At 66.5% G+C, this 13,448-nt stretch carries 14 protein-coding genes; 12 read left to right on the forward strand and 2 right to left on the reverse strand.

Annotation, left to right across the window (positions count from 1 at the left end; translation table 11 throughout):
- Window positions 1–83: 83 nt before the first annotated feature.
- Both hflX and VIK36_RS07860 read left to right on the forward strand, forming a co-directional pair.
- Window positions 84–1,661, forward strand: coding sequence for a GTPase HflX (gene hflX / locus VIK36_RS07855; protein ID WP_324644704.1), 1,578 nt, complete (start codon window positions 84–86; stop codon window positions 1,659–1,661).
- Window positions 1,654–3,711: an ATP-dependent DNA helicase gene (locus VIK36_RS07860; RefSeq protein ID WP_324644705.1), complete on the forward strand. Its 2,058-nt coding sequence runs from the start codon at window positions 1,654–1,656 to the stop codon at window positions 3,709–3,711. The genes hflX and VIK36_RS07860 overlap by 8 nt, the downstream gene beginning before the upstream one ends.
- Window positions 3,712–3,759: 48 nt before the next feature.
- On the opposite strand, the gene lexA is transcribed toward VIK36_RS07860, so the two are convergent.
- Complete coding sequence (gene lexA, locus VIK36_RS07865; RefSeq protein WP_255175060.1) at window positions 3,760–4,494, reverse strand: transcriptional repressor LexA; 735 nt, start codon at window positions 4,492–4,494, stop codon at window positions 3,760–3,762.
- Between the two features lie 354 nt (window positions 4,495–4,848).
- Here lexA and VIK36_RS07870 point away from each other — a divergent pair, with 354 nt between their 5' ends.
- The 8 genes from VIK36_RS07870 (at window position 4,849) to VIK36_RS07905 (ending at window position 11,171) form a co-directional block, all read left to right on the forward strand.
- Window positions 4,849–5,199 (forward strand): LysM peptidoglycan-binding domain-containing protein, encoded by a 351-nt coding sequence (locus VIK36_RS07870; RefSeq protein WP_159632320.1) that lies wholly within the window; start codon window positions 4,849–4,851, stop codon window positions 5,197–5,199.
- Window positions 5,200–5,354: 155 nt separating this feature from the next.
- A complete protein-coding gene (locus tag VIK36_RS07875) occupies window positions 5,355–6,473 on the forward strand; it encodes a histidinol-phosphate transaminase (RefSeq protein ID WP_324644706.1) in 1,119 nt (372 codons plus the stop codon).
- A gap of 61 nt (window positions 6,474–6,534) precedes the next feature.
- Window positions 6,535–7,161 (forward strand): imidazoleglycerol-phosphate dehydratase HisB, encoded by a 627-nt coding sequence (gene hisB, locus VIK36_RS07880; protein WP_224025616.1) that lies wholly within the window; start codon window positions 6,535–6,537, stop codon window positions 7,159–7,161.
- Window positions 7,158–7,919 carry an imidazole glycerol phosphate synthase subunit HisH gene (gene hisH / locus VIK36_RS07885; protein WP_255175063.1) on the forward strand — a complete coding sequence of 254 codons (762 nt, stop codon included), beginning with the start codon at window positions 7,158–7,160 and terminating at the stop codon, window positions 7,917–7,919. Before hisB ends, hisH begins: the two co-directional genes overlap by 4 nt.
- Window positions 7,920–8,078 (forward strand): hypothetical protein, encoded by a 159-nt coding sequence (locus tag VIK36_RS07890; protein WP_224025617.1) that lies wholly within the window; start codon window positions 7,920–7,922, stop codon window positions 8,076–8,078.
- Window positions 8,079–8,162: 84 nt separating this feature from the next.
- Complete coding sequence (gene priA, locus VIK36_RS07895; RefSeq protein ID WP_159632316.1) at window positions 8,163–8,909, forward strand: bifunctional 1-(5-phosphoribosyl)-5-((5-phosphoribosylamino)methylideneamino)imidazole-4-carboxamide isomerase/phosphoribosylanthranilate isomerase PriA; 747 nt, start codon at window positions 8,163–8,165, stop codon at window positions 8,907–8,909.
- 21 nt (window positions 8,910–8,930) lie between these two features.
- Entirely contained in the window at window positions 8,931–9,815 is an 885-nt protein-coding gene (locus tag VIK36_RS07900) for an SseB family protein (protein ID WP_255175065.1), read from the forward strand.
- A 57-nt stretch (window positions 9,816–9,872) separates the two neighbouring features.
- Window positions 9,873–11,171 carry an MFS transporter gene (locus VIK36_RS07905; protein ID WP_324644707.1) on the forward strand — a complete coding sequence of 433 codons (1,299 nt, stop codon included), beginning with the start codon at window positions 9,873–9,875 and terminating at the stop codon, window positions 11,169–11,171.
- A 92-nt stretch (window positions 11,172–11,263) separates the two neighbouring features.
- On the opposite strand, the gene VIK36_RS07910 is transcribed toward VIK36_RS07905, so the two are convergent.
- Window positions 11,264–11,650 carry a DUF1844 domain-containing protein gene (locus VIK36_RS07910; protein ID WP_159632313.1) on the reverse strand — a complete coding sequence of 129 codons (387 nt, stop codon included), beginning with the start codon at window positions 11,648–11,650 and terminating at the stop codon, window positions 11,264–11,266.
- Window positions 11,651–12,049: 399 nt separating this feature from the next.
- Between VIK36_RS07910 and infC the strand changes: the two genes are divergently transcribed.
- Window positions 12,050–13,072, forward strand: coding sequence for a translation initiation factor IF-3 (infC, locus tag VIK36_RS07915; protein WP_255175068.1), 1,023 nt, complete (start codon window positions 12,050–12,052; stop codon window positions 13,070–13,072).
- 118 nt (window positions 13,073–13,190) lie between these two features.
- Complete coding sequence (gene rpmI / locus VIK36_RS07920) at window positions 13,191–13,385, forward strand: 50S ribosomal protein L35 (protein ID WP_009358635.1); 195 nt, start codon at window positions 13,191–13,193, stop codon at window positions 13,383–13,385.
- Window positions 13,386–13,448 lie beyond the last annotated feature (63 nt).

Genomic DNA, 13,448 nt, shown 5'->3' on the forward strand with positions numbered 1-13,448 from the left:
CAGGCCGTCAGCCCAGCGCGAATACTTTCCAACTTCCACCCAATCAGCACTATTCTGGAACTGCCGAATCTTCAAAGGAGACCATGACCAGCCAGCCCAATACCGGTTCCGAACCAGCCTCCCAGGACATGAGTCCGCAGGAGATCCAGGCTGTCATCGACCGGATCCTCGCCAAGGACGGACCGGCCAGAAACGTCAGCACGCCCGGTGGTGAAGGCGGCAGTGGAAAAGCGGTGCTTGGCAAGGCGCAGGCCATTTCCCGCCTTGACGAAGAACACTCAACCTACGATGGCGACCAGCAGGACCTCGAGGAACGGCGCGCGCTGCGCCGGCGGGCAGGCCTGTCCACCGAACTCGAAGACGTCACCGAGGTCGAATACCGGCAGCTGCGCCTGGAACGCGTCGTCCTCGCCGGGCTCTGGTCCGAAGGAACGCTTGCCGACGCCGAAAACTCGCTGCGTGAGCTCGCGGCCCTCGCCGAGACCGCCGGTTCGGAGGTCCTCGACGGGTTGGTGCAGCGCCGCGACAAACCAGACCCCGGGACTTTCCTGGGGTCCGGCAAGGCCCAGGAGCTGAAGGACATCGTCATGTCCACCGGCGCGGACACCGTGGTGGTGGACGCCGAACTGGCACCTTCCCAGCGCCGCGGCCTTGAAGACATCGTCAAGGTCAAGGTCATCGACCGCACGGCCCTGATCCTGGACATCTTCGCCCAGCATGCCAAGAGCCGCGAGGGCAAAGCCCAAGTGGAACTGGCACAGCTGGAATACCTGCTTCCCCGCCTGCGCGGCTGGGGCGAGTCGATGTCCCGCCAGGCTGGTGGCCAGGTGGGCGGCGCTGCTGCCGGCATGGGCTCCCGTGGCCCCGGTGAGACCAAGATCGAACTGGACCGGCGCCGGATCCGTACCCGCATGGCAAAGCTGCGGCGCGAAATTGCCGCCATGAAGCCCGCTCGGGAGACCAAACGGGCCAACCGCCGTCGTAACGAAGTGCCCTCGGTGGCAATCGCCGGGTACACCAACGCCGGCAAATCCTCGCTGCTCAACCGGCTCACGGACGCAGGTGTCCTCGTGGAAAACGCGCTGTTCGCCACGCTGGATCCCACTGTCCGCAAGGCCGAAACCGCCGACGGCCTGGGGTACACCCTGGCCGACACCGTCGGATTCGTCCGGTCGCTGCCCACACAGTTGGTGGAAGCCTTCCGTTCCACCCTCGAAGAGGTCGCCGACTCGGACCTGATCCTGCACGTGGTGGACGTTTCGCATCCCGACCCCGAAGGGCAGATCGCAGCGGTCCGGAAAGTCTTCAGCGAAGTCGATGCCCGCAAGGTGCCCGAAATCATCGTCCTGAACAAGGCCGATGCAGCCGACCCCTTCGTGGTGGAGCGGCTGAAGCAGCGCGAGCCGCGGCACGTGGTGGTCTCCGCCCGGACGGGGGAGGGCATTCCGGAGCTGCTGAAGGCCATCAGTGAGTCCATTCCCCGGCCATCCGTCAAGATGGAGCTGCTCATTCCGTACGACCGCGGGGACCTGCTCAGCAAGCTCCACGAGTCCGACGCCGAAATCCTCAGCCTGGACCACGTTGAGGCAGGCACCAGGGCTGCCGTGATGGTCCGTGAGGGCCTCGCGTCTGAACTGGAACCATTCGTCGTCAATGACTGACCCTGCTGCCGGCGAAGCTGCGCAGACGGCGGGCGAGCAGTTCGTTATTGAACTGCTCGACCGCGCCGTCGCCGGCATGGGCGGACAAAGCCGCACCGGACAACACGAAATGGCCCGCCAGGTGGCCCGGGCCATCGAAACCGGCAACCACCTGTTGGTCCAGGCAGGCACCGGCACCGGCAAATCGCTCGCCTACCTGGTACCGCTTATCGCCCATGCCCTGGAAAGCAACAAGCCGGCCCTGGTGTCCACGGCCACGCTGGCACTCCAGACCCAGATTGTGGGCAGGGACCTGCCCAGGCTCCTGAAGAACATCACGCCGGCACTGGACCGGCCGGTCAAGGTTGCCTTGGTCAAGGGGCGGTCCAACTACGTTTGCCGCCACAAGCTTGAAGGCGGTTTCCCGTCAGAGGAACCATCGGAAGGGCAGCTCTTCTCCCTGGGAGAGGACACCAGCGTTCCACATTTCGCTGCTTCGGTGGGCGGACCATCGTCGCAGCTCGGCAAGGAAGTGGTACGGCTCCGCGAATGGGCCGAAAAGACAACCACCGGCGACAGGGACGAGCTCCTGCCCGGCGTGACCGACCGCGCCTGGCGCCAGGTTTCCGTGACGTCGATGGAATGCCTGGGGGCACAGAAATGCCCGATGGCCGCCGAATGCTTCAGCGAACTCGCCCGGCAAGACGCAGCCGAGGCCGATGTGGTGGTCACCAACCACGCCATGCTGGCCGTCAGCGCGTTCGAGGGACTTGCCGTCCTGCCCGAATACGACGTCGTGGTGGTGGACGAAGCGCACGAACTGCAGGACCGGGTCACTGGCGCCGTGTCCGGACAGTTGTCCGTGGCTATGGTCCACGCTGCCGCTTCGGGTGCCCGGAAACATACCGCCATCACCGTTGACGCCCTGAACGCCGCAGCTGCCAACCTGGAACTGGCCCTTGCCGGCGCACCGAACGGTCTGCTTCCCAACGGGCTGAACGATGACCAGCTCGACTGCGTGGACCAGTTGCGTGAAGCGTGCCGGGCCGCGTTGTCCGATTCCAAAGGGGACAGCAACACCACAGCCGACGGCGGGCGGCAGCTGGCGCGTTCCCGGCTGATGCTCATCCTGGAACTCTGCGAAAGGCTCATTGCTGCACGCGAGAACCGCGAAGTGGTGTGGTTCTCCCGCGCCAGCACCTTCGATCCCGGCCAGGGATACTCACAGCCCGATGACAGTGCGCCGGTGCTGATCAACATAGCCCCACTGTCCGTCGCCGGCAGGCTGCGGGAGGGACTCTTCGCACACCACACCGTCGTGCTGACCTCTGCCACCCTGGCCATCGGCTCCGCCTTTGAACCGGCGGCCGGGGGACTGGGCCTGGTAGGCGACGGGGCCCCCAGCTGGACGGGCGTGGATGTTGGCTCGCCCTTCGACTATCCCAAGCAGGGCATCCTCTACGTCGCCGGCCACCTGCCCAAGCCCGGCCGCGGCGTGTCACAGGAAGCGCTGTCAGAACTCGAAGCACTCATCAAGGCATCAGGCGGGGGCGCCCTGTGCCTGTTCTCCTCGCGGCGGGCCGCAGAAGAGGCCGCCGACGCCCTCCGGCCAAAGCTCAATATGACTGTTCTCTGCCAGGGCGAGTCGACCATGACCGCCTTGGTCAAGCAATTCGCCGACGAACCGGACACCTGCCTCTTCGGCACTATGTCCCTGTGGCAGGGCGTCGACGTTCCCGGAGGATCCTGCCGGCTGGTGGTAATAGACCGCATACCCTTCCCACGGCCGGACGATCCCCTGGTGACGGCGCGTTCGCGTGCCGTGGCGCAGGCAGGGGGAAACGGCTTCATGTCCGTTTCCGCCACCCACGCAGCCATCCGGCTCGCCCAGGGTGCCGGGCGCCTGATCAGGTCTACCGGGGACAAAGGCGTGGTGGCCGTCCTGGACTCACGGCTGGCCACCGAACGCTATGCAGGATTCCTGCGCGGTGCGCTGCCCCCGTTCTGGGCCACCACCGACCGCGCCAAGGCGCTGGCCGCGCTCAACCGGCTTGGTGCCGACGCTTCCTGACGGACTGCCGGACAACGCCTGCGCGGATGCCGCGCAGGCGTGCGCAGGCTAGAGGGAACGCAGGACCGAGACGACCTTGCCCATGATGGTGGCGTGGTCGCCCAGGATAGGTTCGTACTGCGTGTTCTGGGGGAGCAGCCACGTGTGGCCGTCGCGCTGGCGGAACGTCTTCACGGTCGCCTCGTCGTCCAGCAGGGCAGCAACAATGTCCCCATTGGCCGCGTCAGCCTGGCGCCTCACCACCACCCAGTCACCATCGCAAATGGCGGCGTCCACCATGGAGTCGCCAGCCACTTTGAGCATGAAAAGTTCGCCCTGGCCCACCAGCTGGCGGGGCAGCGGCATGACATCCTCCACGAGCTGTTCGGCGAGGATGGGCCCGCCGGCGGCAATCCGGCCCACCAAAGGAACCATGGCCGTATCCAGTGCGGTAGGCAGTTCGGTGACCGTGGCGCCCCCGCCCGCAGCCTGCGGCGCAGGAGACGCACCGGCGCCTTTGCCCCCGCCGTCCAGCGTGAGCGGCATCAGCACTTCCATGGCGCGCGGCCGCTTGGGGTCGCGGCGCAGGTAACCCAGCTTCTCCAACTGGGAAAGCTGGTGGGTCACGCTGGACAGGCTCGCAAGGCCGACGGTATCGCCGATCTCGCGCATGGAGGGCGGATACCCGTTCTCATTGACCGAGCGCTGGATGGTCTCGAGGATCTTTTTCTGCCGAGGGGTCAGGCCCTTGGCTGTCCTCTTGGATTGCGGGGCGGTCCTGCCCCCGGCGGCTGCTGCTGCCATATTCGCCAATGCCTTTCGCTTGCCGCCGGATCTTCCGTGTGCCGCTGTTCCACAGTGCCGCCGGAAGGACTCCCACTGTCATTGTCAGACCCTGCTGTTCAACTTCAGTGGTGGTTGTTCTGTGGTTTCAAAACTAGGCCAGCCACATTGCTTTTTCAAACATTTGTTCTAGCGAGTCTCGACATTGTTCGTTGATAGGTGCTAAAACTTAACAAGCAAAGTTCGAACATGTGTTCTAACCAGCAGGTGCGCCATTCGAATACGCGGCCGGGAGAAGTCCCGGCGCGATATGAACGGCAAGGCAGCAGCGGGCGGACACCCGGGCAGCACGGCAAGTCCAGGAGGGCTTAGTTCATGTCAGCTTTATCTCTTCACCAGGTTTCACCTTCGTCCGCGCCCCTGCGGCTGACCCGCCGGGGGAGGATTGTCCTGATCGGAGTTCCGCTCGTGCTCCTGGCTGTACTCCTGCTGTCGCTTTCGGGCCTCTTCCACTCCCCGGCCAAGGCGTCGGACTCGGCCGCCGACCTTGCGGTGACGCCCACCGTCACGGTGACCGTGCAGTCCGGCCAGTCGCTGTGGGCCATTGCGGGCGCCGTCGCTCCGGACCGGGACGCCCGGGACGTCGTGGCGGACATCGTCCAGCTCAACAACCTTGCCGCGGGCACCGTTCTTCCGGGCCAGCAGCTCTTCGTCCCCACCCACTGATTGTCCGCAGCCGCCGGATCTGCCGCCTCCGCCGGCTGCCAGGGCCCGCTGCCTGCGCTGGCGCCTCACGTGAAGCGGGCGGCCGCGGGACATGCCGAGGGCGAACAGGAACCGTCACATTTTCCGGTCGTTGCCGCGGCAACTAAACTGTTCAGGTGAACGACCAGCTAGAACGTCTGAACCGGCTTCCCCTCCGCAGCAACCTCCGCGGCCTGACCCCATACGGGGCGCCCCAACTGGACGTCCCCATCCTGCTGAACGTCAATGAAAACACCCATGGTGTTCCCGCGGACGTGCGCGCCGCCATCAGTGCCGCTGTGACGGAGGCCGCTGCGGGCCTGAACCGTTATCCGGACCGTGAGTTCACCGCGCTCCGGAAGGCCCTGGCCGAATACCTCGGGCATGGGCTCGATGAAACCAACCTGTGGGCCGCCAATGGTTCCAATGAAGTCCTCCAGCAGATCCTCCAGGCCTTTGGCGGTCCGGGCCGCACCGCACTCGGTTTCCCGCCCACGTACTCCATGTACCCCCTGCTGGCCAGCGGAACAGACACGCAGTACATCACCGGGGAACGCGCGGAGGGCTATGACCTCAGCGCGGAGTCGGCCGCCCGCCAGGTCAAGGAACTGCAGCCGAACATCGTGTTCCTCTGCTCGCCCAACAACCCCACCGGGACAGGACTTGGGCTGGACGTCGTGGAGGCCGTCTATGACGCCGGTGCAGACAGCCAGGCCATCGTCATCGTCGATGAGGCGTACCACGAGTTCGCGCATGACGGAACTCCCAGTGCCCTGACGCTCCTGCCCGGCCGTGAGCGGCTCATCGTGTCCCGCACCATGAGCAAGGCGTTCGCCCTGGCGGGTGCCCGGCTCGGCTACATGGCCGCTGCACCCGAGGTCACCGATGCCCTGCGGCTGGTCCGCCTGCCGTACCACCTGTCCGCCATCACCCAGGCCACCGCCCTGGCAGCGCTCGAACACCGGGAAGCGCTCATGGCCGACGTCGAAGACATCAAGAAGCAGCGGGACCGCATCGTGGCCGAACTGACCAGGATGGGCCTCAAGCCCGCCGCGTCGGACTCCAACTACGTGTTCTTTGGCGGCCTGGAAAATCCGCACCAGGTCTGGCAGGAACTGCTGGACGCGGGCGTGCTCATCAGGGACGTGGGCATCCCCGGCCACCTCCGGGTCACCGCAGGCACTGAGGCGGAAACCACAGCCTTCCTCACGTCCCTGGAACGCATCCTTGCCGGCCACGCCGCGCTTCACGCCTAGACTTGATACTGCGGCGCTGGTCGCCTTGAACCACTCCTTCTCGCACTAAGGATCCTTCACCATGAGTCCAACCGGATCGAATACGGCTGCTGCCCGGACCGCCCGCATGGAGCGTGCCACCAGCGAGTCCTCCGTACTCGTGGAGATCAACCTCGATGGAACGGGCGTATCGGACATCGATACCTCGGTGCCGTTCTACGACCACATGCTGACCGCCCTGTGCAAGCACTCGCTGATCGACATGACGGTCAAGGCCACCGGAGATACCCACATCGACGTCCACCACACCGTGGAGGACGTCGCCATCACCTTCGGCGAGGTCCTGCGGACTGCCCTGGGCAACAAGGCAGGAATCCGACGGTTCGGTGAGGCCACCGTGCCGCTGGATGAGGCCCTTGCCAATGCTGTGGTGGACGTGTCCGGCCGCCCGTACCTGGTGCACGGGGGTGAGCCGGCGGGCCAGGAATACCACCTGATCGGCGGCCACTTCACAGGGTCCCTGACCCGTCACGTTTTCGAGGCCATCACCCTGCACGCCGGCATCTGCCTGCACATGAACGTGATCGCCGGCCGGGACCCGCACCACATCGTCGAGGCACAGTTCAAGGCCTTTGCCCGTGCCCTGCGCGCCGCCGTTGAACCGGATCCGCGGGTTGAAGGCATCCCGTCCACCAAGGGTGCGCTGTGAGCGGGCAGGTCCTGAAGGACGGGGCAGTCATCGACCCGTCGGTGTCGCGCAGGCTGCCGTCGCCGGAAGGTAAGCCCACGGTCACGGTGCTGGACTACGGGTCCGGGAACGTCCGGTCGGCCGTGCGCGCCCTGGAACGTGCCGGCGCGGAAGTGATCCTGAGCTCGAAGCCGGAAGATGTGCTGAACGCGGACGGCCTGGTGGTGCCAGGCGTCGGCGCGTTCGAGACCGTGATGCGCGAACTCAAGGCCGTGGACGGCATCCGGCTCATCGGCCGGCGCGTGGCGGGCGGCCGCCCGGTCCTTGGTATCTGCGTGGGCCTGCAGGTCCTGTTCGAGGCCGGGGTTGAACACGGTACCGAAGCCCAGGGCATCGGCGAATGGCCCGGCAAGGTGGAGGCCCTCCCCGCCGAAGTTGTTCCGCACATGGGCTGGAACACCGTCAAGGTCCCCGAAGGCTCGAAACTCTTTGCCGGCGTCGAAAACGAACGGTTCTACTTCGTGCACTCCTACGGCGTGCAGGAATGGAACTTCGACGTCATCCAGCCCCGGATGGCGCCGCCCCTGGTTACCTGGTCCGAGCACGGCGGACCGTTCATCGCCGCCGTTGAAAACGGCCCGCTCTGCGCCACCCAGTTCCACCCCGAAAAGTCCGGCGATGCCGGCGCGCGGCTCCTGCGCAACTGGGTCGAAGGCCTGCGCAAGCCGGCCGCCGCTGACTCTGGCGCCCCGGCGGCCGACGCCGGCAGTGACGCCTAGATGTGGCCCGTACTCCTGACGGGCCTCGCCGGCCTGCTGATTGGCGGCGGCATCTCGTTCCGGCAGCAGCGCAAGCCCCTCTGGACCCAGGTGGCCTTTTATGTCCTGGCCGCCATGTCGCTGGTCGCCGCCTACCTGCTCACGCTGCCGGCCGGCTGATCCAGGGGCTCTGCGGCCCTGCCTGAACGCGCCGAATTCCAACCGCCTTTGCCCGAAACCGAAGAACCAACACCGAGGATGAGTATGACCACCGCACATGACCTGCCGGTACTTGAACTGCTGCCTGCCGTCGACGTCGTCAACGGCCAGGCCGTCCGGCTGGTCCAGGGCGAGGCGGGCAGCGAAACCAGCTACGGAACCCCCCTCGAAGCGGCACTGAACTGGCAGCAGCAGGGTGCCGAGTGGGTTCACCTGGTGGACCTTGACGCAGCGTTTGGGCGCGGCTCCAACGCCGACCTGCTCCGCGAGGTGGTGGGCCGGCTGGACATCAAGGTGGAGCTCTCGGGCGGACTCCGCGATGACGAGACGCTGGAAGCAGCCCTCGATTTGGGCGTCGCACGCGTCAACCTCGGGACCGCAGCACTCGAAAACCCGGAGTGGACTGCCCGGGCCATCGAGCGCTTCGGCGACAAGATCGCCGTCGGCCTCGACGTCCGGGGGACCACCCTGGCCGGCCGTGGCTGGACGAAGGAGGGTGGAGACCTGTGGGACGTGCTGGGCCGCCTCGAAGAGGCCGGCTGCGCCCGCTACGTGGTGACCGATGTGACCAAGGACGGCACCCTGCAGGGCCCGAACGTTGAACTCCTGCGCCAGATGGTGGAGAAGACCGGCAAGCCCGTGGTGGCCTCCGGCGGCATCTCCAGCCTGGACGACCTCAAGGTCCTCCGCTCGTTGGTTCCCCTGGGCGTCGAAGGCGCCATTGTGGGCAAGGCCCTCTACGCCGGAGCCTTCACGCTGCCCGAGGCCCTCGACGTCGCCGGCCGCCGCTAGGCGCGGGGAAGCAGCCCCGCCATGCCCAGCTCCGAAGAACCGGTAAGCCCTCCCGCCCGCCACCTGCCCGGACACATCGCGGCGGCGCTTGCCGGCGCCGGTGGTGCCACGGATTCCGCGGGACAACCATGGGCCGGCCGCAGCCTCGCCGGTGAGGACGCGAAGATCCATAACTTCGAGGACGACGACGGAACGGCCGACGCCGGCTACCTCGCCGCCATTGCCGCGCTCCGCGAGGGGCGGGGCGATGAGGCGGATGTCGTCGCGTCACTGGCCACGGTCCGGGTCTTCATTCCCATCGTGGCGCAGCTGGCTGAAGAGGCAGAAACAGAGCACGGGCTGCACGCCGACAAACAGGCGGACATGGCGCTGGTGACGCTGAAGGCTGCGGACGGACGGACTGCGCTGCCGGCCTTCACGTCGGCAGCCGCATTGTCCGCATGGCATCCCGAGGCCCGGCCGGTGGCCGTCTATGCCGCGCGGGCGGCGCTCTCGGCCGTCGCCGAAGGGGCAGAACTCCTGGTCCTGGATCCGGGTGCCGACGTGACGTTCGTGGTGCGCAGGCCCGGTGTCTGGGCCCTCGCCAAGCAGCATGGCTGGACCCCTTCCTACAGTGACCAGGAGCTGGCCGCCGAGATGGGCAACGTTGCCACCGGCTTCGCGGCTGTCCGCGGCATGGAGCTGCTGCCTGGCAGGGGAGTGGCCGCCAGGGCCGCCGACGGCTCTGTGGTTCCAGGCGGCGGTGCCGGGCCGGAGCTGCAAGTGGTGCTGTACCTTGAAGACGGCCTCGACGCTGCCGGTGTGCAGGGGCTCGTGGCCGGCCTGCAGTCGGAGTGGTCGCGGAATGTATTGTTTGGGGAGCGCGTCGACTCGCTGGAAATCAAACTGAGGCGCGCTCCCGATTAACCGCTGCAGGATGGGTGATCCCCGCCGGTACAGCGGAATACCCTGAAGGACCGCTTCGTGAATTTCGCTCTCTACCGGGAGTTGCTCGCCATCCGGCCGATTCGGCGGCTGCTGCTGGTGGGCATGGTTGCCCGCATCCCGCATTCAGCCGCAGGGGTCCTGCTGACCCTGCACATCGTCCTCACCCTGGGCCAGGGCTACGCCGCAGCCGGCGCTGCAGCGGCCGTCATGACCATCGGGATTGCCCTGGGGGCGCCGTGGCGGGGGAGGCGCGTGGATACCGTGGGGTTGCGGACCGCCCTCATCCCGTCGGTCATCTCAGAGACCGTGATCTGGTCCATCGTGCCCCATGTGTCGTACCAGTGGCTCCTGCCGCTGGTCTTCGTGGGCGGCCTGCTCACACTGCCCATCTTCAGCGTGGTGCGGCAATCCCTGGGTGTCCTGGCCGAGGGTGACCAGCGGCGCACGGCGTTCGCCCTGGATGCCATCACCACGGAATTCGTGTTCATGATCGGCCCGGCCGCCGGCGCCGTCGTAGCCATCAGCGGCCACACTATTGCAGGCCTGACAGTGGTGGGCGTGGCTACATCCCTCGCCGGGCTGTTCCTCATGTGGTTCAACCCGCCCACCCGCAGCCCGGACCAAACAGTCGAGTGCATGGAAGATGAACAGCACGCTGCGGAAGTCGCCGTCGTCTCCACGGCCCCGGCGCATGTCCAGGAAGCAGCCGCGGAGCTGGCCCCTGCCGGCGCGGCCACCAGCGCGGCACAAAGCGGCCTGCGGGGAAGACTGGCCGGCGGCTTCGCCTGGTTCACCGCCACGGTCGCGGCACTCTTCGCCGTTGCCGCCGGCGCGGGCATGGTCCTCAGCGGCACCGACGTCGGCATTGTCGCGGCCCTGGAAACCGGCGGCCACCAGAGCGAAATCGGGATCGTCTTTGTCTTCTGGTGCGCTGCCTCCGTGCTGGGCGGCCTGATATACGGCGCCATGCACCGGCCCATTCCATCTGTCATCCTGCTGCTGGGCATGGCCGCGCTGACCCTGCCCATGGCCTTCGCCCACGACACCTGGACGCTTGCCTTGGTCTCCGTCCTCCCCGGCCTGCTCTGCGCCCCCGTCCTGTCCGCGGCCTCCGAGAAGGTCGCGGACCTGGTATCGGAGGAACGGCGCGGGGAGGCCATGGGCTGGTACGGCTCAGCGCTGACCGCCGGCGTTGCGCTCGGTTCGCCCCTCGCCGGGGTCTTCATCGACATCATGGGTCCCTCCGGCGGCTTCGTGTCCGTCGGCGCCGCCGGCGTGCTGCTCTGCCTGGTGGGCCTGGCGCTCCAGCAGCGCCGCCGCCGCGCCGCCGCCTGAGCGGGCCCGTCCAGTGGGGAGTTAAAGCACGACGGCGGGACGACCTGTGAAGGCCGTCCCGCCGTCGGAGGCTGCTTGGGGGAAGCTGCTCCCTAGTTCACGGCTCCGGTGTACTTTTCACCCGGGCCCTTGCCCGGTGCGTCCGGAATCAGCGACTCTTCCCGGAAAGCCAGCTGCAGGGACCGCAGGCCGTCGCGCAAGGGCCCTGCGTGCTGGGAACCGATCTCCGGGGCCGCCGCGGTCACCAGGCCGGCCAGTGCGGTGATCAGCTTCCGGGCCTCGTCGAGGTCCTTGAGTTCGGCTGCGTTGTCCTCTGCGGCCAGGCCAAGCTTTACCGCGGCCGCGCTCATCAGGTGCACGGCGGCCGTGGTGATGACCTCGATGGCGGGAACTTCGGAGATGTCGCGGATCTGTTGTGAAACGTCTGCGCCTGCTTCGCCGGGCTCGAAGACGTACGAATTACTGTCTGAGGTGCTCATACTGGTAAGCTTGACACAGACCGACTGGATGTCGTTATTTCAGGGATCGTCCCAAACGATCAGGTTCCCAACAGTGCTTCGCGGCGTTGACGGGAATTTTTTCTGTAGTATGGCTTCCAGTTTGCAAGCGGAGTTCTCTCCCACCCGCGTCAGCCGTTGTCCCGCCCGTTCCTTTGGAACCTGCAGGGGCGCAAGGTTGCCGGGTACCTGGTTGGGCATGGGCCGGCATTTGCCGTCATCGTGCGCGTGCAGTCCTTTACGGGTTGCCGGTCCAACCTCTTTGAGGCCTTCGATTGCTCCGGCAATTGGGGGCCTTCTTCATTTGCCGGACTCAACAACAAACACAGGAGCTTTAACATTAGCGAGCCAAGAATCAATGAGCGTATCCGCGTCCCCGAGGTGCGGCTGGTCGGACCTGCAGGTGAACAGGTAGGAATCGTCCGTATTGAGGATGCCCTGCGCCTGGCTGCCGAGTCCGACCTTGATCTCGTTGAAGTTGCACCTCAGGCAAAGCCTCCGGTGTGCAAGCTGATGGACTTCGGCAAGTACAAGTACGAGGCCGCGGTCAAGGCACGTGAGGCCCGGAAGAACCAGACGAACACGGTTCTGAAGGAAATCCGCTTCCGCCTGAAGATCGACACCCACGACTACGAGACCAAGCGCGGCCACGCCCTGCGCTTCCTCGGCGCCGGGGACAAGGTCAAGGCGATGATCCAGTTCCGTGGCCGTGAGCAGCAGCGTCCGGAGATGGGCATCCGCCTGCTCCAGCGCTTCGCCGACGACGTCGCCGAAGTCGGCGTGGTGGAGTCCAGCCCCCGCATCGACGGCCGCAACATGGTCATGGTGGTTGGCCCGCTGAAGAACAAGGCTGAGGCCAAGGCGGAAGCACGCCGGGCAACCCAGCGCGCCGAAGCGAAGGCACAGAACGAAGCCAAAGCCGAAGGACGCGTTGACACCTCCGGCAAGGACCAGACCCCCATGACCCAGTCACTGGCGGACCTCCTGCCGGAAGGCTTCACCGTTTCCACCGAACCGGAGGCAACGGCCGCGGACAGCACCCCGGCTGAAGCGCCTGCTGCCGCTCCTGAGCAGGAAGCCCCCAAGGCCCCCGCATCGAAGCAGGAAGCTCCGAAGCAGGAAGCCCCGAAGGCTGAAGCCGCCAAAGCTCCCGCTCCGAAGCAGGAAGCTCCGAAGCAGGAGGCCCCGAAGGCTGCCGCTCCCAAGGCTGCTGCGCCGAAGGCGGCCGCTCCGGCGCCTAAGCCTGCAGCTGCCGCCAAGCCGGAAGCCGCCGCACCGGCGGCGCCGAAGCCGGCTGGTGTGCCTGCGCCGCCGAAGCCGGTGGCCAGGCCTGCTGCACCGAAGCCTGCTGCCCGCCCTGCCCCCAAGGCAGTGCCGAAGCCGGCCGGTAAGAAGACCAACTAGTTCACAGCTGCCGGGGCGTGTCCCCGGCAGTCAGCAACCAGCATGCTGCCCGCAGGGGTGGCTGCGCGATAGAACTGCCGGCCCCCGGGTCCGCAGAAACGTAAGGAGATCGGTTCCCATGCCGAAGATGAAGACCCACAGTGGTGCTAAGAAGCGCTTCAAGCTGACCGGCAGCGGCAAGCTGCGCCGCCAGCAGGCCAACCGCCGCCACTACCTGGAGCACAAGTCCAGCCGCCTGACCCGCCGCCTTGCCGGCGACAAGATCGTCTTCAAGGGCGACGCCAAGGTCATCCGGAAGATGCTCGGCATCTAGTTTCCAAGTTTATTGATGGACCGCTTACCGGTGGTCCGTCACCTGCCAAACAGCCTTCTCAGG

The sequence above is a fragment of the Pseudarthrobacter sp. LT1 genome (assembly GCF_035621795.1).
Classification (GTDB): domain Bacteria; phylum Actinomycetota; class Actinomycetes; order Actinomycetales; family Micrococcaceae; genus Arthrobacter.